Genomic DNA, 21,683 nt, shown 5'->3' on the forward strand with positions numbered 1-21,683 from the left:
TATATACAAAAAGTCGGTTTCAGAAACTCTGAAGCCGACTTTCTTTATAGGGAAATACTTCATTTAGTTCGGTTTAATCACCATCAAACCTCGCATTTCATTCTCTTGATATCCTGTTGCTTTATCATTAGGATAGAGTGATTTTATTTTCGCTAAGGTTTCTGGTTTTATATCTTTTTCAGAGCCATGACATTGCAAACACATACTGTTTGTGGTAATTGGCGCATAAAAAACTCCATTATCAAATTTTGCTTCTAATTTTTGTTTCAAAACAAGTTGTTCTTTAAAAAAATCAATATATTTTCTTTCTGTTTCATTTGCTGCATTATCAGGATTTCTATTTTTATCAGAAACTCTTTTTATCGTGACATTATGCTGGTCTTCCAACTGTTTGGTGAGCGGAATGGCGTTTACATTACAAAATTCTAAAGCATTTTCGGCTCCTTTTTCAGAAATTTTCTGCGTAAGATTGGTCACCAAATTCTTTTTGGTTTCTTCGGCGATTTTTTTAAAATCAGCTTTCGTTAATTGTTTTTGCGGAATAATTTCCTTGGGCAAAACACCTTTATTTCCCGTTTCTTTGGAACATTGAATCAAAAACATTCCTGAAACAGCGAGCGTTAAGTAAATTCTGGTTTTCATAATTGTTTTTTCAAATTTGTGAATTTAATGTTTTATTGAGCGTAACTTTTGTTACTTTTACCCAAAGTTAATGAATTATGAAAAATTTTTTTACAATTATTTTGTTATCAAGTTTCGGCATCTTTTTCTCTCAAGAAAAAGACATGTTGAAAGTTTTACATGAACAACAAACCGCTTGGAACAATGGTGACATTGAGGGCTTTATGAAAGGATACTGGAAAAATGATTCACTGCTTTTTATCGGCTCGAAAGGCCCGACTTACGGTTGGCAAAAAACATTAGACAACTACAAAAAAACTTATCCCAATAAAGAAATGATGGGTATTCTAGAATTTTCTGACATTCAAGTGAAAATGCTGGGCAAAAAACATGCTTATGTTTTTGGAAAGTGGAAACTCATCCGTGCAAATGACACTCCTAATGGAATTTACACTTTGGTTTTTCAGAAATTTAATGACGGCTGGAAAATTATTTCAGACCATACAAATTAAATTCATCTGCATCATTTAAAAAAGGAAACTCTTTTCTGAAAGCTTCTAATTTTTGCAAATCTAATTCTGCAAAGATTAAATCTCCATTTTTAGTAGAAACATCTGTTCCATCTGCAAAAAAACAATGGCTACTTTCTTGATATTTCAAGTTATTTCCGTCTTCACCAGTTCTATTTAAGGCAAAAACATAGGCTTGATTTTCGATTGCTCTTGCTCTATTTAATGTTTCCCACGCAAGAACTCTGGTTTCTGGCCAATTCGCGACATTTAGAACTACATCATAGTCTTTTCTGTTTCTCGCAAAAACAGGAAATCTCGCATCAAAACAAACTTGTAATAAAAATCTGAATCCTAAATATTCTACCACTACTCTTTCCGTTCCTGCAGTGTATACTTTATCTTCACCAGTGTAAGAAAAAAGATGTCTTTTATCGTATTGATGGTAAGTTCCGTTTGGTTTTACATAATAAAATCGGTTATAGAATTTGCCATTATCCTTTACAGAAACGCTTCCGCCAATTGCAGCATTTTTAGATTTCGCAAAATTCTTCATCCAAGTCAGTGCAAGTCCTTCTTCGTCTGCTACTTCCTGAGCTTTCATGTAGAAACCAGTGGTAAACATCTCTGGAAGCAAAAATAAATCTGCTTCTAAATCTTTAAATTTTTCTTCTATCAAAAGAAAATTTTCTTGTTTTTCTTTCCAAATAATATTTTGACTTAAACCGATGATTTTCATAATGCTTAGGTTTCAGAATTTTTAAAATGTTTTACAAAATTACCACAAAAGTCTTTTCATAAGGCAACATTACTATAAATTTGTCGTTAGAAAAAACAGAAATTCAAATAAAACTTAAAAATAAATATTCTTATGAAAAAATTAGTATTAGCATTCGCAATGTTGTTCGCAGGACAATTAGCATTTGCTCAAGCATGGCAAGGTAAAGGCGACCAAAAATTACAAATTGGTTTTAATGGTTACGGTAACGGAACTGGCATTACAGGGACTTATGACTACGGAATTTCTAACGTAGTTTCATTAGGAGCTGGAGCTAATTTTTACTTCGATGGTTATGAAGATGACCACAAAGCTTTCGTTTTCGGTAGAGTAAATTTCCACCTTCAAGATGCTCTTAATATGCCAAGCAAATGGGATTTATACCCTGGTTTAGATGTAGGTGTATTAGGAAACACATTCGGTCTAGGTGCACACTTAGGGGTGAGATATTTCTTTAACAACAATGTAGGTGCATTTATAGAAGCTGGTAATAATGGTAGCATAGGTTTATCATTTAACTTCTAGTAAAAACTTAACAATATTTAATGTAAAAGACGCTTTTTGGCGTCTTTTTTTATTTGGTACAGTTTTAGTGAGAGAGAATTATTACATTTGCATAACTTTAAAAAAATTAAAATTTAATGGAATTAGCAACACAGATATTTCAGTTTATATTAAGTATTTCAATTCTCGTTATTTTACACGAACTAGGCCATTTTTTACCCGCAAAATGGTTTAAATGTAGAGTAGAAAAATTCTACTTATTCTTTGACCCATGGTTTTCTTTGGCAAAGAAAAAAATTGGTGAAACCGAATACGGAATCGGTTGGTTACCATTTGGTGGTTATGTAAAAATCGCAGGAATGGTAGACGAAAGTATGGATACAGAACAACTGAAACAACCCGCTCAACCATGGGAGTTCAGAAGCAAAACTGCTTGGCAAAGACTTATCATCATGCTAGGTGGTATTTTCGTGAATCTTATTTTGGCTTGGGCTATTTACACAGGGTTGAACTTATCTGTAGGCGAAAAATACCATGATTTAGCAAAGTTTGAGAATGGAATTGCGGTTTCTGAAGAAGGCGCAAAAATGGGATTGATGAACGGCGACAAAATCTTAAAAATAGATGGAAAACCTGCCGTAAGAATGGAAAATTCTATGATTAATATGCTTCTTGCAAATGAAATCACGGTACTTAGAAATGGTAAAGAAGTTGCTTTTGCACCAAAAGAAGACGGAATTGCCCATATTTTAGGTTCAAAAACGGCTAAATTATATATTACCAACAGATTTGCTCCAGTAGTAGATTCATTGACAGAAGGCCCAGGAAAACAAGCGGGCTTACAAAAAGGAGATCAAATTGTAGCACTTAATGGCAAAAACATTAGATTTTATGATGAATTGACTGACGGATTGGCGGGAAAGAAAAACCAACCCATCACGATAGATGTTCTTAGAAACAATGAGGTTAAAACATTTAGCTTAAATACAGACAAAGACGGGAAAATAGGTTTCAGACCAGATTTTAAACCAGCTGAAGCTGCTTTTGAAAAAACAGTTACCAATCAAGAATACAGCTTTTTACCAGCAGTAGGTAGGGGTTTTGAGAGAACTGTAGAATCTCTTACGATGCAGATTAAGCAATTTAAATTAATGTTTAACAAAAAAATTAAAGGTTACAAAAATGTTGGCGGACCAATTGCAATTGTGAAAATGATGCCTAAAGAAATCGATTGGGTTGCATTTTGGAGTTTTACCGCTATGTTTTCTGCTTGGTTAGCGTTCCTTAACCTGTTGCCAATTCCTGGATTAGACGGTGGTCACGCGTTATTTACGACTTGGGAAATCATCACAGGGAAGCCAGTTCCGCAAAAAGTTTTAGAAAATGCACAAATGATTGGAGTTATCTTTTTAATGGGACTAATGCTATTAATCTTTGGTTCAGATATTTACAAATTTATCATTTCACCATTTTTAAAATAATGTAAATTTTTTCAAAAAATATTTTGCGCAAATAGAAAAAACGTATTATATTTGCACCACTCAAAACAACAAGAGTAGCCTTTTTAGCTCAGTCGGTTAGAGCATCTGACTGTTAATCAGAGGGTCGCTGGTTCGAGCCCAGCAAAAGGCGCCCATCACAAGAGAGTTTTCGATTAGTTTCGAAAACTCTTTTTTTATTTGAGCATGTTTTGAGCAAGGTTTTGGGAGAAGTTCCTGTAAATTTAAAGGAGGGTTAAGTTTAAATAATAAAACCCTATCATTTTTTGACAGGGTTTATTTTGTTTTATTATTAGTATTGAATACCTAGCTGATATTTCTTTTATTAGTGTCTAAAAATATACTTAAAATGAGTTGTAGAAAGAAACGGATTAGAAATCTGAGGCATCGGGGGCTTTTCAATTCAGAGGTAAAACCCGCCTTTTGCAAATACTATGTGCATGTTGCACAACTCAAATATACAAATAAACTTGTATAAAAACGGGGTATTTCGTAAATTTATGTATGCAAGGCAAGAAGAGTTTTAGACCACAATTATTTGTATCGGTCAATTTATTAGACCTAGTTCCCGAGGATAATTTTTACAGAAAATTGCAAACCGAACTCGATTTAGATTTCATTTATAAAGCAACTCAAAAGTATTATGGTAAGGAAGGACAGGAGAGTATAGATCCTGTAGTTTTCTTTAAGATATTGTTGGTGGGATATTTAAACAATATCAATTCAGATAGACAATTAATTGCTTTTTGTAGTGATAGCTTATCGATACGCTTGTTTTTAGGTTATGATGTACATGAGCAACTTCCTTGGCACAGTACCATTAGCCGAACTCGCGGTTTATATGGCGAAGAAGTGTTTTTAAACTTGTTTAAAGAAGTCTTGAAAATGTGCGTTTCTAAAGGCATGGTTCGTGGAAAACGACAAGCGGTGGACAGCGTTTTCATCAAAGCCAACGCCAGTATGGATAGTTTAGTAGAGAAGGAAGTTTTGGAAGATGTTAGTGCTTTTGTAAACGAATTAGAAGAAAACAGCGAATTTAAAACCACCAGTGCAAGGAAGAAGTTGGTAGAGCAGCACCACGCTTGGAAAGCAGAAGCGTATAAAGGAATGCCTAACGCTACAGGAAAAGACAAAATAGATGAATTTGGGAACATCATTCGTCCAAAATATGTATCGAATCATACGCATTATTCACCTACAGATAGCGATGCTAGAGTGAGTGTAAAACCAGGCAAAGCGCGACAATTAAATTATTTTGGACAAATCGTAGTAGACGATGCGCACCATGTCATTACAGGAGCGTGTTCAGATTTTGCGGATAAAAGAGACAGTCAGTGTTTAGAACAAATTGTAGAACTCACAGAAGAAAACCTAAAGGAAAACGGAATAAAGTTACAAGAACTTTTAGCCGATGGTGGTTACAGCAGTGGAGAATCGTTGGCGTATTTACACGAAAAAAATATCAACGCCTACATACCCAACTTTGGACAATACAAACCCGAGCGCGAAGGATTTACCTTCCACAAAGAAGAAAACTATTACCAATGCACAAAACCCGAAGGCAACCAAGCCAAACTGCTTTTCAAAGGCGAAAAAACCGATAGTAAAGGCTACACCAAACGCACCTACCGAAGCAGTGAAACAGATTGTAAAAACTGTCCACTAAGAGAACCTTGTTGTGGTAAAAGCACCAAGTTCAAAAAGCTAGACGACAGCATCCATAAAGAACATTACGACCGCATGCATCAAAAGCTTACACAGAATGAAAAATATGCCAAAAAAATGTCGAGAATAAGAAGTAAAACAGTCGAACCTGTGATTGGAACGTTAGTCAACTTTACGAACATGAAGAGAGTCAATACACGAGGAATCAAAAACGCAAACAAACACGTATTAATGGCAAGTTTAACGTACAACTTGAAAAAATACTTGCGCTTTACCATCAAAAAATCGAGTATTTTAGCTCAAGTTATTTCCCTAAAACAAGGGAAGTGCTTTGCTTTTATGAAAACAGTCTTTCAAAGCATCAACAACTCAATTTTAAGCACCCCAAATTTTATAATTTTGACCGTTAACTAAAAAACAAACCTCTCTAAAATTGCTTCTAAAGAGGTCAAAATTTTATGTTTTTGAAATAGTATTTCTAAAAATGGGAGTTGTGCAACAGTTACCTATGTTATACGCAGTTTTTATTCAACTTTTTCTACTATTCCAAACTGAACTTGATTTTCCTCTATTTTTTCGTATAAATATTTATTATTTTCTATTTTTAAAATTCTGGTTAAAAATTTTGGATTTTCAGTCATCATTTTTTCAGTGTCTTCCGTTGGAATTATAGTGTAGTCGCCGTTTTTATACCAAATGATTTTACCACTGTAAACTTTGCCTTCAAAATTCTCATATTGAACATTATTTCTGCGCTCAAATTCATATTTTGTTGAGTCTTTTGTCTTGTCATCTAAAATTTGGAGAGTAAATTTCCCTGTTTTGAAATTTTGAGGATTTAATTTTGGATCATAATTGATGCATTTTTCCGCATAAACTTTTTTAGGATAATCATTGCCACCAAAAAATATTGAATTAATTAAATTTTGGCAACCTTTTTTATCTTCTCCAATTATAATTTGAGAATAGCCTTTAAAATAAAGTGCACTCCAATTGTTTGGAACAATTTTTAAGGATTTGTCAAGGTTTATAATTGCATTTTTAAAATCTTGATTTTGAATATTTTTCATTGCGGTTTGCATCGCATTTGACCAATCGTCTTTTTGTTGGCTAAAATACAAGAGTGGAAAAAATATAAAAATTAAAATCTTTTTCATTTTTGCGGTATCTGTTTATAAAATTGCGTACAACACTCAAATAGACGAAGTATAAATGTAACACACTTATAACCAATTAAATATTAGTTTGTAAATGATTGTAAGTATTTTGTTCGGTGATTGAGTTTCTGCTTATTAGTTTCTAACAAATTTAATTAAAATAAATGATTTAAGTTTTGGAGACTACTCATCATTGGAATTTAACCAATATTTTATTAAATCGGTAAACTTTTTTGAACACAAGTCTAGGACAACTTCCTGTAAATTTAAAGGAGGGTGAAGTTTAAAATTTACTATTTAACGAATAATAAATCGTTCATTAACAACCTTTTATGTTTTTTATCATGTTTTTTTTCCTGCTGAAAACACGTAAATTTATAGAAACAAAACTTTTATGAAAACAAAACTACTTAATTCTTTTATCCTGTTTCTATTCTTGTTTTTCATCAATGGATTAACAGCACAATATTTCACTGAAAATAATATCTATTATCAAATAACTTCTTCTACTGCGCCTCTTAAAGTAAAGGTAATGAACCCCAATGGAACTAGTGGTGGTGGTTACACAGGAGATATAACAATCCCATCTACTGTTTCCAATGGAGGCAACACATACATTGTCACTGAAATCGGTTATCGAGCATTTTATGCTTGCGCAGGATTAACATCTGTTACCATTCCCAATTCGGTTACTTTTTTTAATTCGGAAGCATTTTCTAATTGCACAGGATTAACATCTGTTTCTATTCCTAATTCTGTTACTTCTATTTGGGATTGGGCATTTTACAAATGTTCAGGATTAACAACTATTACTATTCCTGATTCGGTTACATTTATTGGGGATTATGCTTTTTCTGCTTCAGGATTAAGCTCTATTTCTATTCCTAATTCTTTTACTTCTATTGGTAGAGGCATATTTAGATATTGTACAGGATTAACATCTGTTTCTATTCCTAATTCTGTTACCTCTATTGGTAATGAGGCATTTAATGGTTGTACTGAATTAACCTCTATTTCTATTCCTGATTCAGTTACCTCTATTGGGAATTTAGCATTTTATAATTGCAATAAATTAACATCCTTTACATCTTTGGCAACAACTCCTCCAAGTCTTGGAAGTAATGTGTTTTACGGGACATGGCAGAAAAATTGCGCCCTTTTTGTTCCTGAGAATTCTAAAACAGCTTATGCTGCAGCCTCTCAATGGAATGGTTTTAAAAATGTAAACACTTATCTATCAACAACAGAAACAAAGAATAATCTTTTGAAAGTTTATCCTAATCCTGCAAAAGACTATGTGGTAATTTCTAACATTTCAAAAGGAGAAAATATTAGTGTTTACGATTTATCTGGTAAAATATTGTTTCAAACTAAATCTATCGGAAACTCTGTAAACATTAATACATCAGCTTACAAAAATGGAATTTACTTGGTTAAAGTAGGAGAAAACACAACAAAAATAATGGTGAGCAAGTAACAAAACTTTAAAAATATCAACAATAAAAAAAGATTTGCCGATTTATCTGGTTAGAGCCCAGCAAAAGCACCAAAACCATCACAGTAATGTGGTGGTTTTTTGTTTTTATTTAATTCTCAGTATTATATATAATTATAAAATATAGAATTCGTCATTTAAGAAGACTTTTTGGTTAAAAAAGGTATACTTTTCGGTAAACTCAAAATAGCTTTTTAAAAATTATTTTTCTTCCCAGAATTTGAGAAAATTAATCTCAGATATAGCAAATATCATCTGCTGAACTTGCTTCGAAATTTAAAAAACTCCAAAAAATCTCATACCTTTGTAACTATGAAACAATTCTCATCAAAACGCAGCATTCAGATTTTAGGGCACGTTCTTCAGCAATATGGTATAAACAAAATGGTAATTTCGCCAGGAAGCAGAAATGCTCCACTTGCTATTCATTTTTCAGAGCTAGATTCTTTTGAATGCTTCAGCATCGTAGACGAAAGAAGCGCTGCTTTTGTAGCGATGGGAATGGCAAAATCGCTTAAACAACCTATTGCAATTTCTTGTACCTCTGGTTCTGCTGCTACCAATTATTATCCTGCTGTGGTAGAAGCATTTTATCAAAACGTTCCTCTTCTAGTACTTACTGCAGACAGACCTACAGATTTTGTGGATTTATTTGATGGGCAAACGATTCGTCAAAAAGATTTGTTTCAACAGCATTCTTACGGAGATTTTCAGCTTTTGGAAGATGACAAAGAAAATGCTGAAGAAGAGAACTTAAAAATCGTAAAAACAGCGATAGAACTGTGTTTCGAGAAACAAGGGCCGGTTCATATCAATATTCCGCTTACAGAACCATTATACCAGTACGCTACAGAATTGCCTGTCTTTCCTAGCATAGAGAAAACCATTCAGAAAAGAGATTTCGAGATTTCCTCTACCCTAGTTTCTGAATTTAATGTAGCTAAAAGAATTTTGATTTTAGCAGGAACGCTTGACAAAAATCCTAAACTCCAAAGTTTATTGTCGCAATTCGTGAAAAATCATTCTGTGGTAGTGCTTACAGAAGCGAATTCTAATCTCTATCACGACAAGTTTTTCAATCATATTGACCGATATGTCTTCAACTACAGCGAAGAAGATTTCAAAACCTACGCTCCAGATTTACTCATTACGATTGGTCAAAACGTAGTTTCTAAAAAAGTGAAAGAATTTTTGAGAAAAGCAAAACCTCAAAATCATTGGCATATTGATGAATTTTGGCAACCGAATACGTATTTTGCTTTAACTCAAGAAATCAAAACAAAACCAGAAATTTTCTTCAGTCAGTTGTTGAAATTTGCCAAGTTAGAACCTTCAGCTTATTTCAATCTTTGGGATGTTCTTCGTGATAAAAAAGATGCAAAACACGATGAATATTGCAAAACAATAGATTTTTCAGATTTTAAAATTTTCCAAATTTTAGAACAAAAAATTCCGAGTAATTACAATATTCATATTTCTAATTCTTCGGCGATTCGCTATGCAGAATTGTTCCCATATTCACAAAATCACAACATTTATTGCAACCGTGGAACCAGCGGAATAGATGGTTCTACTTCTACTGCGATGGGTTTTGCGATGATGAACGAAAATCCTACGATTTTGATTTCTGGCGAACTTGGATTTTTCTATGATATTAATGGACTTTGGAACAATTACATTCCGCCGTACACTAGAATTATCGTGATGAATAACGGTGAAGGAAATATTTTTAGAATTATTCCCGGACCTACAACTTCTAATGCAATAGACGAATTTATTGCGACCAAACATCAGAAAAACTGCGAAAATCTAGCTAAACATTTCGGTTTTGGATATTTTAAAGTGGAAGACGAAGATACTCTGTTAAGAGTTTTAGACAATTTCTTTAAGCCAGAAGCTAAACCAAAAATCTTAGAAATCAACACTGCCGATATTCAAAACGCAGAAGTTTTGAAAGAATATTTTAAGTTCTTGAAGTAAGGTTTCCTGAAGTTTAAACGTCTAGATAATCAGAACTTTCTGGTAAATTTACAATTCTTTCGATGGGATAAATAAACATATCATCGAAATCATTCATGGCGTTAATCAACTGAAAGTGAGAAAATTCCTTAATGTTTTGAAGCGTAATTTCGGTTTCTTTTATCTTCTTTTCGTGAAGCAAATGTTGGCGCATCACACCGTTTAACAGATAAGTAGTCGGCGTGAACCATTCTTTACCTTTCAAAAAAAGAATATTGGTATAAGAAGTATCCGTAATGTGATTATTCTTCACCACAATGATTTCTTCTGTTTTAGCTTTGGTTTTCATTCGTTCAAATTCCTTTCTATCTTCAAATTTGAAAGAATAATCGTAAGAATTATTTTCCACCAACTGAAAATTTTCTATTTCGGGAATCGCATAAGGAATGAGTTGTGTAGTGAATTTTTTATCTAAATCATACACGATGCGCAGTTTGTACAAACCATCTTCATCATGTTCTAAATTTTTAAAAATTTTAGCCAAATCTATAGAACCTTCTTTGCCAAAATGCGCAAAAGTTTGGTTCACTCGTTTTTGATGTAAGTCTAGCAAAAAGGCTTTTTGGTCTTCTATTTTAATGCTTTCAATGAATCGGGACATAAATTTTGTTTTTCATTTCTTGGTATTCATCTGCTAATTTACTCAAATGTGTAATTCCACCGCCACTTCGGAATGTTAAATTTCCACCATTTTGTTGAATAAACCGAATCATCACACAAGAATCTAAATTCTCCCCATCAAAATAACCGCAAACTCCTGTATAAAAGCCTCTTTCATAAGTTTCGGCTTCTAATATAATTTCTAAGGTTTTGGGTTTTGGAGCGCCCAAAATACTTCCTGCAGGAAGTAAGGTTTTCATCAAACTTCCTATTTTATTTTGAAATTCTGGCTTTACTTTTCCCGAAATTTCAGAACTCATCGCATAGAGATTTTTGTTTCGGGTTTTTAAGAAATCTATCCTCTGGAATTCATCTAATTTTACCCATTCTGCAACCATGCTCAAATCGTTTCTAAGCAAATCTACTACAGTGTAATGTTCTGCTTTTTCCTTCACCGAATTTTTTAGTTCATATACAGCATTTGGAACAGAAGCTTCAATAGTTCCTTTCATAGGATGAGTAAAAATCTCATGATTTTTAATTTCTACAAAAGTTTCTGGCGAAAAAAAAGTAAAATTCTCTGGGAATAAAATTTTGTACTTTGCTTCAGATTGATAAAAAATTTCTTCTAAAGAAAGATTAGTCTCAATTGCCGTTTCACAAGTGTAATTAATCAAATAAGAATCTCCTAATTTCAAATGATTTTGCACGATTTCGAAGCCTTTTTGGTAATCTTCTTTGGATTGAGGAAAAGATTTCCACGAGACTTCTTTTGGTTCAAAAGTTGATTTTTGAACATTTTTAAAACTAGGAAAATCCACTAAAATTTTCTTGGCTCTCAAATCTTCTTCATTGAAAATGAGCACATTCTCCATTAAAAAATCAATCACAAAAAAGAAAGGAACTTTCTGCAGAGAAAGCTCATCCATTTCTGAAAATTTCTGTTTGTTGATTTTTAACATCGCGCAAATTTACAAATTAGAACTTGAGATTTTAGATTTTTAAAAAAATAAGCCGTTTCTCTTTTTACGATTTTACGATTGCTCTACTTTACATCAAAAAACATTACTTTTGCAGCATGAATCAAGAAAATTTACCAAAGGCAAAAATCACTTTAGACGAGGTGATCAATCAGTCTTTTAGATATTGGAAAGCTACGCTTTCGTTTCAGTTTGTGGTGACCGTTTTATATTTTGGGATAATTTTTATTTCAGGATTTCAGTTAGTGCAGTATTATTTCGGAGATCAATTACACATTTTCACGCCAGAACTTTTACAAGATCCTATAAAATTTAATGTGAAAATAAGAGAACTTCTCGCAACGGAAAACGGAAGTTATTTCCAAATTGTTCTATCATTGTTAAAAGCATCACTTTTCCCATTATTTATTGGGCTTTTAAGAGTATATACTTTAATTGATGAAGGCAAAAAACCTAGTATATCAGAAGTTTTAGATGGTTATAAAGGAAGTAATTTCTTTAAACTTTGGGGTTATGCAATTTTCTGGAATGTTATTTTCAGTTTTGGAGTTTCATTCTTTTTCATTCCTGGTGTTTTATGGGTATTTCTTACTGTTTTTGTAGGTCCGTTACTCTATTTCACGCCTATGAGAATGCTAGAAGCCATCAACATCAGCGCAAAAGTAGCTTGGGCAAACTGGACTATCGTTTTACCTTGTGCCATCATCGCATTTTTATTCAGTTATAGCGGATTTATCTTGTTTTTCGTAGGATTTTTATTCACTTATCCTTTTTGGAATGCTATTATTTATACTTTATTCAAAAGATTCTTCAGCATTAAATTTGTATAAAATGTAACGAAACTTTGAGAAAATTAACTAATTTTGGTAGAACTCAATTGAAAAAACTATGGAAAATTTTACCGAAGTAAACCAACCTATTACACCCAAAAAGGAAATAGGAAGTATTCTTTCTCATGCATTCGAAAATTTTACGGGAACTTTTTTATATGCATTAGTCTTTGTAGTCATTTATCTTTTAGCGTATTTCATTTTTAATGGCGCACTGTCTTTATTGATTCCAGGCGGTAGCGATTATCAAAATGAAGTCATGAAGGTGATGAATGATTTCGTAGAGAAACAAAAATATGACCTCAACGCTATTACTGAGCTACAAAATAGTTTAGATGCTGCCAAAACTACTGCAGTAATGATTTCTGAAGTGATTTCTAAAAGTATTACTTCGGCATTATTAGCTCCTTTAGTGGTAGGAATTATTTACATTTCTTATCAGTTCAGCGCTAAAAAAGAGGTAGAATTTGGAGATTTATTCATCGGTTTCAGACAGAATACCGTACAAATCATCATTTATGGATTCATTACTACAGCGCTTATTCAAACTGGTTTAGAAATCAACATGCTGATTGGTGTATACCTTTCTTTTGCATTCTTTATAGGATTACCGATTGTGTTTTTCGAAAACACCTCAGCAGTAGAAGGTATTAGAAAATCATTTTCTCTGGTTCATGCTAATTTTATAACCGTTTTGGTATTGTGGATTTTAGCAGGAATTATAGCTTGTGCAGGTGTTTTATTTTGCTTGGTTGGGATATTATTTACTTACCCATTCTTCTTTACAGCAAGATATTCTATCTATTCTGCAATTTGCGGAGCGCCATACGAAGTAAAATCTTAAAATTTTATAAACAATTTACAGAAAGCAACAGATTTTACTGTTGCTTTTTTTATTAAATTCGCATTAAAACAAAACAAATGCACCCAGACCAAATCAGCAATAACAAAATCCGTCAAGTTTTCATGTTGGCGGTCATTATAATTCTTTCAGCGATAATATTATACAATCTCAGTGATTTTTTGCCATCATTATTAGGAGCCATCACATTGTATATTATTTCTAGAAGTTGGAATTTTAAACTCGTAGAAGAAAAAGGCTGGAAACCTTGGGTTGCTGCATTGGTCATTATCTTAATTTGTCTAGTCATCATCGTGATTCCCACGTATTTCACTATTGAAGTTTTAGTCAATAAAATAAGTGATGCAAAAGCTTATACAGAGAGTATTACAGATTTCTTTTTAAAAATAGAAAGTTATATTCGTGCCAAAACAGGGTTTGAAATTTTAAGTGGCGGAAATCTAGAAAAAATCACAGGATTTGCTACGCAAGCTTCCACTGCTATTCTGAATACTACAGTTAATATGATTAGTATAATTGTAGGTATGTTTTTCATTTTGTACTTCATGCTTACTAAAGGAAGATTATTCGAAAGAATTCTTACCTCTATTTCTCCTCTAAAGAAAGCGAATGACCAAAAAATTGGCGAAAAATTTACGAAAATGGTAATTGCTAATGCGGTAGGAATTCCAGTTGTAGCACTTGTTCAGGCAATAGTTGCATTGATTAGTTATTTTATTTTTGGCGCCCCAAGTCCTTTATTGTTGTTTATCCTTACTTTTATTGGCAGTATGATTCCGATTGTAGGAGCTGCTATTATTTATGTACCAGTCGGTTTATTTATGCTTGCAAGTGGTGATACTTTTGGCGGACTCGGCATTCTAGCTTATGGATTTTTAGTAGTGGGATTGGTAGATAATGTTTTCAGATTTACTTTTTTGAAAAAACTAGAAAACATCCATCCATTAAATACCGTTTTTGGAATTATTTTAGGACTAAAGATTTTCGGCTTTTTTGGTTTAATATTTGGGCCGATTTTAGTTTCTATCACTATTCTACTGATGCAAATTTATGGAGACGAATTTTCTGAAGAAACAGAAGATTCTCCGAATGACATCGTTCTTCCCGAAAGCGAAAGCCCACTTCAATCAAAAATTGATATTGATATTTAAAAAAAATGCAAGGAATTAACCCCGAAATATTAAAAGAAATCTGCGAGGTAAAAATGCCTTTCGGAAAACATGCTGGAATCGTTTTGGCAGATTTGCCTATTTCTTACTTAGAATGGTTTCACCGACAAGGAATGCCAAAAGGAAAACTCGGCATGCAACTTTCTACGATTTATGAAATAAAAATCAATGGTTTAATGGATTTACTTACTCCAATTCGTGATGAAGTGAATTATGAAAAATCAAAGAAAAGAGTTTATAAATTTTAGATTGAATCTTTTTTAAGTTTTCAACGCAGCAATCTCATCTCGCAATTTTGCAGCGGTGATGAAATCTAGATTTTTCGCAGCCGCTTCCATCGCTTTTTGTTTTTCGGCGATGAGTTTTTCTACATCTACGCTTCCGTAAGCAGCACGTTCTTCAGCAACTTGACGAATAATTTCTTTTTGGGTATAAGAAGTATCAGGGAAATCTTTGGCTCTTCCCACCAAATGTTCAGAAATTTTCTTGTTAAGTGCAGTCGGAACTTTATTGTGTTCTAAATTGTATTGTGTTTGTTTTTCACGGCGATAATTGGTTTCATCAATCGCTTTTTGCATAGAATTGGTAATTTTATCGGCGTACATAATTGCTTTTCCGTTGATATTTCTCGCGGCTCTACCAATGGTTTGGACCAAAGAACGACGAGAACGCAACATTCCTTCTTTATCCGCATCGAGAATTGCTACCAGTGAAACTTCCGGTAAATCTAAACCTTCTCTCAAAAGATTTACGCCCACCAAAACATCAAATAATCCCGTTCTTAAATCTTGCATGATTTGGATACGCTCCAAAGTTTCTACATCTGAGTGAATATAACGAGTTCTAATACCAAATCTGGTAAAATATTTAGTGAGTTCTTCTGCCATTTTCTTGGTTAAAGTCGTCACCAAAACACGTTCGTCTTCTTCTACCCTTTTTTGAATTTCTTCGATTAAATCATCGATTTGATTCATGGTAGGCCTTACTTCGATAATTGGGTCAAGAAGTCCAGTCGGTCTTATAATTTGTTCGGTATAAATTCCTCCAGATTTTTCCAATTCATAATCAGCAGGAGTCGCAGAAACGTAAATCACTTGATTCTGCATTTCCTCAAATTCTGGAAATTTCAGCGGTCTGTTATCCATTGCAGCGGGAAGTCTGAATCCGTACTCCACCAAAGCCTCTTTTCTGCTTCTATCACCACCATACATTGCGTGAACTTGCGGAAGTGTAGCGTGAGACTCATCAATCACCATCAAATAATCTTTCGGAAAATAATCTAACAAGCAGAACGGTCTAGAACCAGGCATTCTTCCGTCCATATAACGAGAATAATTCTCAATTCCAGAGCAATAACCGAGCTCTTTTATCATTTCCAAATCCAATTCGGTACGTTCTTGCAAACGCTTGGCTTCAATTGGCTTATCAATAGAATTAAAAAAGTCGACTTGTTTTACCATGTCGTCCTGAATCTCTCTAATTGCCGAATTTAAAGTTTCTTTGGAGGTAACAAATAAATTGGCTGGATAAATATTTATTTGGTCAAAACTAGAAGTTACGTTTCCTGAAATGACATCAAAACTTTGAATTTTTTCGATTTCATCTCCGAAAAATTGCACTCTAATTCCGTTATCAGCATATGCTGGATAAACATCTATCACGTCTCCTTTTACTCGAAATGTACCTCTCGCAAATTCATTTACACTTCTAGAGTACAACGCATTTACCAATTTATGAAGAAAATCTGTTCTAGAAATTTTAGAATTGACTTCTAATTCTATCAAAGATTTATTGAACTCTGTAGGATTTCCAATACCGTAAATACATGAAACTGAAGCAACTATTAAAACATCTCTCCTTCCGGAAAGTAAACTTGCCGTAGCCGAAAGCCTTAGTTTTTCTACTTCTTCATTAATAGACAAGTCTTTTTCTATGTAGGTCCCAGACGAAGCAATGTAAGCTTCTGGCTGATAATAATCGTAGTAAGAAACGAAATATTCTACCGCATTATCTGGAAAAAACTCCTTGAATTCCATAAAAAGTTGAGCCGCCAAAGTTTTATTATGCGCTAAAACTAAAGTCGGTTTTTGAACTTTTTCAACCACATTTGCAATGGTAAAAGTCTTACCAGAACCAGTAACACCTAGCAAAGTCTGATATTTCTCTCCGTTTTGTAAACCTTCGGAGAGTTTTTCAATAGCTGCGGGCTGATCACCTGTTGGTGCAAATTCTGAGTGAAGTTTGAAATTCATGAGTGTGAATAAAGAGCAAAGATAACAAGAATAGAAAGAAAAAAAGAGCAGAAATTTCTGCTCTTTTAAAAATTATCTAAAATTTTGAAAATCTTGAATATATAGTCCTTTTGCAGCATTCGTAGGATTAAATCTTTGCAGATTTTTATTTTCAAAACTGCTGGTAGCAGTATTACTCATTCTGAATGTTTGACCTGTAATAAGCTCTAAGGCTTTTTTCAAAAATGGGTCTCTTACATCACCAAAAGCGGTCAGGTTGTTAAAAATAGAATAAGGATTGATGGCATAATCTGGATTAATGTATGTGGGATTTACATCTTTATCTTTGTTATAATAAGAAAAAGTAATTGGCTGTAATTGCCAGTTATGCTTCGTATTTCTGTTTGCATAAGAAGTATAATCTTGAGAAGGTGAATCATATAATGTAATAGAACCTACAAATTTCCCTACTGTATCATAACCAATAGTTACCACATTTACGTATTTTTTAAGACACTGAACAGTAAGCTCGCTTGCTGATGCTGTTTGAAAATTCACCAATACATACACCTTGGTAAGATTAAGACTGTTTATAGCTTGTGTTCCAGATTTTTCTGGCCTGTTATTAACCAGGCTATAAGTATTTACTTGATTGCTCAGATAATCAAAGCCGTCCTCGCTATTATGTTTATTATTAAAATCTAAATAAACATACGGACTGCCGCTAAAATTATTATTAATCATTCCTGCTAACGCTATCGCAGTTTCTAGAGAACCACCTCCGTTATATCTTAAATCTAGAACCAATTCATTGATTCCATCTGTTTTCATTTGTGCAAAAGCAGCATTTAATTCGTCATTATAATCTGCTTTGAAGGCATTAAATACTAGATAACCAATATTTTTAGTGCCGTAAACTTTTTTCTCGTAATAAGCGACAGGATTTTCATCTATGTCAGCTTGAGTAATGGAAATAGAAGAGGTTTTATCTGTAGTAATAATCCCTGTGCTTAACAATTGTACAGTAGCAGCAAGTGTAATATTTACTTGACTATTATATAGTAAACTTGAATTACTAAGCGTTAAAGGAGAACCGTTTACTTTAGTAATTACATCACCTCGTTTTAAACCAGCTAAAGCTGCAGGTGAATTAGGCACCACGTAATTTACAAGAGCAACAGCATTAGTATTGGTATTGTCTTTAGGGTAAATTCCTATATCAAATCCTCCACTTTTCTCTACTTCAGCAATTTTAGAAGAATATACAATTTCATTATTATTTTCAATCCAAGAAAATCTATCGACTGTCTCTCTCTGATAAAGTAAAGAATAAAACAACTTGTCTGGAGTCTTTCCATTTAAAAAATTAGCATATGAGGTGAGATTATCATCAAAAGAATCTGCTAGATTAGGAACATTGGGTTGCCAATAATACCAAGAGTTCATTGCCTTCCAAACAAAATTATTAATTTCATCAGGCTTAGTAGTAGTAGAACCAGAGTCATTATTGTCATCTCTAGAACAAGAGATAAATACTAATGTCAAAAATAGTGCGTTAAATAGGTATTTAAGTTTCATTTTTTTGAATAGATTTGTAAATTAATTAAACGATAAATTTATGAAAATTAGTATAATAAAAACATTTTTAGCCGCAATCTTTATCACAATTATAGCAACTTCTTGTAAATCAAGTGCTTTACCAAAGGTGAAAAATGCTACATACTCTTCTTATTCTAATGCTGATCAAAAAGGGTATTGGGTAGAATTTGAACTAAGTCATGATTCTATTGCTCCTAAATCAGTAGTTCTTAATAATATTTTACAAGAAATAACTCCAGAAAACAAAACAAATAAAAAATTCAAAGTCAATGTAATAGCTCAATCTACCGCAATTTTTGGATTCAAACCTAAGTTAGTAGAAAAAGAAAATGGCATTTATTTTGTTACAGATACGGCAGATGTTTTTAAACCGGTAAATTTTAAACTAAAATAATTTTTTTTTAAAATAGATTATTTTTGCGCCCGTTTAAATTACATGTAAAAAGTATTATTATGAAAAAAATTTTAGCAAGCGCGATGATTTTAGCAATAGGTTCTGCAAGTGCTCAAACTGTTGCTTACAAAGGAACTGGTGATGTAAAAGTGAATATTGGAGCTAATTTACAAGATGGAGGAACAGGAATAGTTTCTTCTGTAGATTATGGCTTAGGAGATAGTTTTTCTGTTGGCGCACAGGCCGGATATCTTCTAGGTGTTAAAGAAATCGGTGGAGAAATCCCAAAATTCGGTGCTAGATTTGATTTAAAGGTAAGATTAAACGCTAATCTTGGAAGTGTAATGAAATTGCCTTCAAATGTAGATGTATATCCAGGATTAAACCTTGGAGTTAAAAATTTCGGCGGACATCTTGGAGCAAGATATTTCTTCGATAAAGGTTTTGGACTCTATACAGAAATGCAATTCCCAATCGCGAAATACAAAAAATCTGAAACCGTTTTCGATGATTTAAACAATCAATTTGCTGTAAATATTGGAGTATCTTTTGATATTGACAACTAAAAAACTTTATAAAAAATACAAATGCCGAGAAAAATCTCGGCATTTTTTATGCTTGTTCTAGCTTTACTGTAAAATGTCTTAAAATTTCTGATTCCCAAGTGATTTTGTACCCTTTTGTAATCTCATCTCTTCGGTCAAAAACATTCTTAAGCGCTGCTGCAATATACTGAATATGATTATCGGTATACGTTCTTCTTGGCAATGCCAATCTTACCAATTCTAGTTTTGGATAACGATTTTCTCTGGTTTCTGGGTCTCTATCTGCTAAAATAGTTCCTATTTCCACCCCTCTAATTCCTGCCTCTTTATAGATTTCTAAAGCCAATGTTTGCGCAGGAAATTCTTCTCTTTTTATATTCGGAAGAAACTTCAGCGCATCTAAGAAAACAGCGTGACCGCCAATTGGTTTCTGAACAGGAATTCCGTATTCTATCAAGAGATTTCCCAAAAGTTCTACTTGAGAAATTCTACTTTCTAGGTATGGAAATTCAGTTGCTTCGTCTAAACCTTGCGCAAGTGCAGCCATATCTCTTCCCGCCATTCCACCGTAAGTGATAAAACCTTCATAAATAATAGTGAAATTAGACGCTTTTCTGAAAATTTCCTCGTCATTTAAAGCGATAAAACCACCAATATTTACCAACCCATCTTTTTTAGAACTCATGGTCATCCCAATTCCGTAAGAAAACATTTCTCTACAGATTTCTTTGATGCTCCAATTTTTGTAATTTTCTTCTCTTTGCTTAATGAAATAAGCATTTTCGGCAAATCTTGCAGCGTCAAAAATCACTGGAATCCCATATTGATCCGAGAGATTTTTAACCGCTTTTATATTTTCCAAAGAAACGGGTTGTCCGCCAGAAGTATTACAAGTAATGGTAATCAAACAAAACGGAATTTGTTCTTTTGGATAAGATTGATAAACTTTTTCTAATTTTTGAATATCTAAATTTCCTTTGAAAGGATGAAGGTTTTCTATATCAAAAGCCTCATCAATCGTACAATCCACTGCATGAGCTTTTCTGAATTCTATATGCCCTTTGGTGGTATCAAAATGAGAATTTCCAGGAATAATGTCATTTTCTTTAATCATCGTAGAAAAAAGCACATTTTCTGCAGCTCTACCTTGATGAACGGGTAAAAGAAACTGAAATCCCGTTAATTTTTCGACTTGTTTTTGGAGTTTTTCGAAGGAGCGAGAACCGGCATAAGATTCATCTCCAGTCATGAGTTCTCCCCATTGTTTATCACTCATTGCTCCCGTTCCTGAATCGGTAAGCAAATCGATAAAAACCTGAGAAGATTTTAAATTAAATAAGTTATAGTGCGCTTCTTGAAGCCAAAGCTCTCTTTGTTCGCGTGTAGATTGATAGATTTCTTCCACCATTTTTATGCGGAAGGGTTCTGCGTAAGGAAGTTTCATTAAATGAATAATTTAAAATTAAATAATTAAATTTTGAGAATTCTAAAAATGAAAAGCAACCATTGACTCTTTCATTTTTTAATTATTTAATTTATAAATCATTCCGGTGCTTTGAAAACGTTTTTATCACTGTGGAAGCCTGCCACTCCACCAGAAACTGCAAATTTCATAGCTTCGGCAGCGTTCATTCCCACTACAGGTTTTATGTTTTTTTCTTCGGTGACAATTACCCAGCCAGAAATAGCGTAAGAATGAGGCAAATACACCGCCACAAAATTGTGTTTTTCTACTTCGCCCATTTCTTTTTGAGTCAAAAATCCAATTCTCCAGATTTCTGGATTTTCATTGGTTTTTACCCAAACTGGCGTGTTAAATTTTTTCTTATCTCCTACAAATGAAGACATTACATCTTTAGTAGGTGTGTAAATATGTTTTACTCCTGGTGTTTTTTCTAAAAAATGGTCTAAACTTTCGAAAACTACTTTACCAAAAACAAATTTGTTAAAGAAATAACCTACTCCAGAAATAAATAGAATTAATGACAAAAAGCCAACACCTGTTCTATTGAGATAGGGAAAGAATTTTTCAAACGGAATGATATTATCAATGGTGTCAAAAACCAAAAAAATGAGATACAAAGTAGCCGCGATAGGACCAATGATAATCAGCCCTTTCAAGAAAGATTTCACGAAAAGATTTAAGTAGTCTTCGGGTTTTGGCTTTTTAATTCTCACTTTCTTAAAAATATCGCAGTAAAGATAATAATTTCATAAACTTTCTGA

General features: G+C 33.2%; 21 protein-coding genes and 1 tRNA gene. 13 read left to right on the plus strand and 9 right to left on the minus strand.

The window, feature by feature from the left end; all coding sequences use genetic code 11:
• Positions 1-63: 63 nt before the first annotated feature.
• Positions 64-642 carry a Tll0287-like domain-containing protein gene (locus N7277_RS02540; RefSeq protein WP_274780193.1) on the minus strand — a complete coding sequence of 193 codons (579 nt, stop codon included), beginning with the start codon at positions 640-642 and terminating at the stop codon, positions 64-66.
• 77 nt (positions 643-719) lie between these two features.
• Here N7277_RS02540 and N7277_RS02545 point away from each other — a divergent pair, with 77 nt between their 5' ends.
• Positions 720-1,133: a YybH family protein gene (locus N7277_RS02545; protein ID WP_274780194.1), complete on the plus strand. Its 414-nt coding sequence runs from the start codon at positions 720-722 to the stop codon at positions 1,131-1,133.
• Here N7277_RS02545 and N7277_RS02550 read toward each other — a convergent pair.
• Positions 1,111-1,869, minus strand: a complete 759-nt coding sequence (locus N7277_RS02550) for an amidohydrolase (protein WP_274780195.1) — start codon at positions 1,867-1,869, stop codon at positions 1,111-1,113. The two genes, N7277_RS02545 and N7277_RS02550, sit on opposite strands and share 23 nt — an antisense overlap.
• A gap of 132 nt (positions 1,870-2,001) precedes the next feature.
• On the opposite strand from N7277_RS02550, the gene N7277_RS02555 reads away from it, so the two are divergent.
• From N7277_RS02555 to N7277_RS02570, 4 genes are all read left to right on the plus strand, one after another.
• Positions 2,002-2,433 (plus strand): DUF6646 family protein, encoded by a 432-nt coding sequence (locus N7277_RS02555; RefSeq protein ID WP_274780196.1) that lies wholly within the window; start codon positions 2,002-2,004, stop codon positions 2,431-2,433.
• Between the two features lie 116 nt (positions 2,434-2,549).
• On the plus strand, positions 2,550-3,893 hold the full coding sequence (gene rseP / locus N7277_RS02560; RefSeq protein ID WP_274780197.1) for an RIP metalloprotease RseP: 1,344 nt from the start codon (positions 2,550-2,552) through the stop codon (positions 3,891-3,893).
• Positions 3,894-3,970: 77 nt separating this feature from the next.
• Positions 3,971-4,044: transfer RNA gene (locus N7277_RS02565), tRNA-Asn, on the plus strand.
• Positions 4,045-4,415: 371 nt separating this feature from the next.
• Positions 4,416-5,990 (plus strand): IS1182 family transposase, encoded by a 1,575-nt coding sequence (locus N7277_RS02570; RefSeq protein WP_274780198.1) that lies wholly within the window; start codon positions 4,416-4,418, stop codon positions 5,988-5,990.
• 110 nt (positions 5,991-6,100) lie between these two features.
• On the opposite strand, the gene N7277_RS02575 is transcribed toward N7277_RS02570, so the two are convergent.
• Positions 6,101-6,733: a hypothetical protein gene (locus N7277_RS02575; protein WP_274780199.1), complete on the minus strand. Its 633-nt coding sequence runs from the start codon at positions 6,731-6,733 to the stop codon at positions 6,101-6,103.
• Between the two features lie 394 nt (positions 6,734-7,127).
• On the opposite strand from N7277_RS02575, the gene N7277_RS02580 reads away from it, so the two are divergent.
• Together N7277_RS02580 and menD are read left to right on the plus strand one after the other, a co-directional pair.
• Positions 7,128-8,210 carry a leucine-rich repeat domain-containing protein gene (locus N7277_RS02580; RefSeq protein WP_274780200.1) on the plus strand — a complete coding sequence of 361 codons (1,083 nt, stop codon included), beginning with the start codon at positions 7,128-7,130 and terminating at the stop codon, positions 8,208-8,210.
• Between the two features lie 330 nt (positions 8,211-8,540).
• The gene (menD, locus tag N7277_RS02585; RefSeq protein WP_274780201.1) at positions 8,541-10,208 is read left to right on the plus strand and encodes a 2-succinyl-5-enolpyruvyl-6-hydroxy-3-cyclohexene-1-carboxylic-acid synthase; all 1,668 of its coding nucleotides are present in this window, start codon (positions 8,541-8,543) and stop codon (positions 10,206-10,208) included.
• A 13-nt stretch (positions 10,209-10,221) separates the two neighbouring features.
• Here the strand turns inward: menD and N7277_RS02590 are convergent, their stop codons facing one another.
• Positions 10,222-10,848: an aminotransferase class IV gene (locus tag N7277_RS02590; RefSeq protein WP_274780202.1), complete on the minus strand. Its 627-nt coding sequence runs from the start codon at positions 10,846-10,848 to the stop codon at positions 10,222-10,224.
• A complete protein-coding gene (locus tag N7277_RS02595) occupies positions 10,832-11,809 on the minus strand; it encodes an aminodeoxychorismate synthase component I (protein ID WP_274780203.1) in 978 nt (325 codons plus the stop codon). Before N7277_RS02595 ends, N7277_RS02590 begins: the two co-directional genes overlap by 17 nt.
• 116 nt (positions 11,810-11,925) lie before the next feature.
• On the opposite strand from N7277_RS02595, the gene N7277_RS02600 reads away from it, so the two are divergent.
• The 4 genes from N7277_RS02600 to N7277_RS02615 all read left to right on the plus strand — a co-directional run bounded on the left by N7277_RS02600 (position 11,926) and on the right by N7277_RS02615 (position 14,936).
• Entirely contained in the window at positions 11,926-12,657 is a 732-nt protein-coding gene (locus tag N7277_RS02600; protein ID WP_274780204.1) for a hypothetical protein, read from the plus strand.
• A 58-nt stretch (positions 12,658-12,715) separates the two neighbouring features.
• Complete coding sequence (locus N7277_RS02605; protein ID WP_274780205.1) at positions 12,716-13,501, plus strand: hypothetical protein; 786 nt, start codon at positions 12,716-12,718, stop codon at positions 13,499-13,501.
• Between the two features lie 77 nt (positions 13,502-13,578).
• Positions 13,579-14,670 carry an AI-2E family transporter gene (locus N7277_RS02610; protein ID WP_274780206.1) on the plus strand — a complete coding sequence of 364 codons (1,092 nt, stop codon included), beginning with the start codon at positions 13,579-13,581 and terminating at the stop codon, positions 14,668-14,670.
• Between the two features lie 14 nt (positions 14,671-14,684).
• Positions 14,685-14,936 carry a DUF3820 family protein gene (locus tag N7277_RS02615; RefSeq protein WP_274780792.1) on the plus strand — a complete coding sequence of 84 codons (252 nt, stop codon included), beginning with the start codon at positions 14,685-14,687 and terminating at the stop codon, positions 14,934-14,936.
• Between the two features lie 12 nt (positions 14,937-14,948).
• On the opposite strand, the gene uvrB is transcribed toward N7277_RS02615, so the two are convergent.
• Together uvrB and N7277_RS02625 are read right to left on the minus strand one after the other, a co-directional pair.
• Entirely contained in the window at positions 14,949-16,940 is a 1,992-nt protein-coding gene (gene uvrB, locus N7277_RS02620; protein ID WP_274780207.1) for an excinuclease ABC subunit UvrB, read from the minus strand.
• A 72-nt stretch (positions 16,941-17,012) separates the two neighbouring features.
• Positions 17,013-18,497 carry a S41 family peptidase gene (locus tag N7277_RS02625; RefSeq protein WP_274780208.1) on the minus strand — a complete coding sequence of 495 codons (1,485 nt, stop codon included), beginning with the start codon at positions 18,495-18,497 and terminating at the stop codon, positions 17,013-17,015.
• Between the two features lie 40 nt (positions 18,498-18,537).
• Here N7277_RS02625 and N7277_RS02630 point away from each other — a divergent pair, with 40 nt between their 5' ends.
• Positions 18,538-18,912 carry a hypothetical protein gene (locus N7277_RS02630; RefSeq protein WP_274780209.1) on the plus strand — a complete coding sequence of 125 codons (375 nt, stop codon included), beginning with the start codon at positions 18,538-18,540 and terminating at the stop codon, positions 18,910-18,912.
• Positions 18,913-18,971: 59 nt separating this feature from the next.
• Positions 18,972-19,478, plus strand: a complete 507-nt coding sequence (locus tag N7277_RS02635) for a DUF6646 family protein (protein ID WP_274780210.1) — start codon at positions 18,972-18,974, stop codon at positions 19,476-19,478.
• 46 nt (positions 19,479-19,524) lie between these two features.
• Here N7277_RS02635 and N7277_RS02640 read toward each other — a convergent pair whose 3' ends face one another.
• Positions 19,525-20,901, minus strand: a complete 1,377-nt coding sequence (locus N7277_RS02640) for a tryptophanase (protein ID WP_274780211.1) — start codon at positions 20,899-20,901, stop codon at positions 19,525-19,527.
• A 98-nt stretch (positions 20,902-20,999) separates the two neighbouring features.
• A complete protein-coding gene (locus tag N7277_RS02645; RefSeq protein ID WP_274780793.1) occupies positions 21,000-21,629 on the minus strand; it encodes a DUF502 domain-containing protein in 630 nt (209 codons plus the stop codon).
• Positions 21,630-21,683: the final 54 nt, after the last annotated feature.

This window comes from Cloacibacterium sp. TD35 (assembly GCF_028864635.1).
Taxonomy (GTDB): Bacteria; Bacteroidota; Bacteroidia; order Flavobacteriales; family Weeksellaceae; genus Cloacibacterium.

What these genes read in the sequence shown, in the direction of transcription:
- N7277_RS02600 (WP_274780204.1), top strand. Translation starts at nt 11,926, where the DNA reads ATGAATCAAGAAAATTTACCAAAGGCAAAAATCACTTTAGACGAGGTG.
- N7277_RS02555 (WP_274780196.1), top strand. Translation starts at nt 2,002, where the DNA reads ATGAAAAAATTAGTATTAGCATTCGCAATGTTGTTCGCAGGACAATTA.
- N7277_RS02635 (WP_274780210.1), top strand. Translation starts at nt 18,972, where the DNA reads ATGAAAAAAATTTTAGCAAGCGCGATGATTTTAGCAATAGGTTCTGCA.
- N7277_RS02580 (WP_274780200.1), top strand. Translation starts at nt 7,128, where the DNA reads ATGAAAACAAAACTACTTAATTCTTTTATCCTGTTTCTATTCTTGTTT.
- N7277_RS02550 (WP_274780195.1), bottom strand. Translation starts at nt 1,869, where the DNA reads ATGAAAATCATCGGTTTAAGTCAAAATATTATTTGGAAAGAAAAACAA.
- N7277_RS02610 (WP_274780206.1), top strand. Translation starts at nt 13,579, where the DNA reads ATGCACCCAGACCAAATCAGCAATAACAAAATCCGTCAAGTTTTCATG.
- N7277_RS02640 (WP_274780211.1), bottom strand. Translation starts at nt 20,901, where the DNA reads ATGAAACTTCCTTACGCAGAACCCTTCCGCATAAAAATGGTGGAAGAA.
- uvrB (WP_274780207.1), bottom strand. Translation starts at nt 16,940, where the DNA reads ATGAATTTCAAACTTCACTCAGAATTTGCACCAACAGGTGATCAGCCC.
- N7277_RS02605 (WP_274780205.1), top strand. Translation starts at nt 12,716, where the DNA reads ATGGAAAATTTTACCGAAGTAAACCAACCTATTACACCCAAAAAGGAA.
- N7277_RS02590 (WP_274780202.1), bottom strand. Translation starts at nt 10,848, where the DNA reads ATGTCCCGATTCATTGAAAGCATTAAAATAGAAGACCAAAAAGCCTTT.
- N7277_RS02575 (WP_274780199.1), bottom strand. Translation starts at nt 6,733, where the DNA reads ATGAAAAAGATTTTAATTTTTATATTTTTTCCACTCTTGTATTTTAGC.
- menD (WP_274780201.1), top strand. Translation starts at nt 8,541, where the DNA reads ATGAAACAATTCTCATCAAAACGCAGCATTCAGATTTTAGGGCACGTT.
- N7277_RS02570 (WP_274780198.1), top strand. Translation starts at nt 4,416, where the DNA reads ATGCAAGGCAAGAAGAGTTTTAGACCACAATTATTTGTATCGGTCAAT.
- N7277_RS02630 (WP_274780209.1), top strand. Translation starts at nt 18,538, where the DNA reads ATGAAAATTAGTATAATAAAAACATTTTTAGCCGCAATCTTTATCACA.
- N7277_RS02545 (WP_274780194.1), top strand. Translation starts at nt 720, where the DNA reads ATGAAAAATTTTTTTACAATTATTTTGTTATCAAGTTTCGGCATCTTT.
- N7277_RS02595 (WP_274780203.1), bottom strand. Translation starts at nt 11,809, where the DNA reads ATGTTAAAAATCAACAAACAGAAATTTTCAGAAATGGATGAGCTTTCT.
- rseP (WP_274780197.1), top strand. Translation starts at nt 2,550, where the DNA reads ATGGAATTAGCAACACAGATATTTCAGTTTATATTAAGTATTTCAATT.
- N7277_RS02625 (WP_274780208.1), bottom strand. Translation starts at nt 18,497, where the DNA reads ATGAAACTTAAATACCTATTTAACGCACTATTTTTGACATTAGTATTT.
- N7277_RS02540 (WP_274780193.1), bottom strand. Translation starts at nt 642, where the DNA reads ATGAAAACCAGAATTTACTTAACGCTCGCTGTTTCAGGAATGTTTTTG.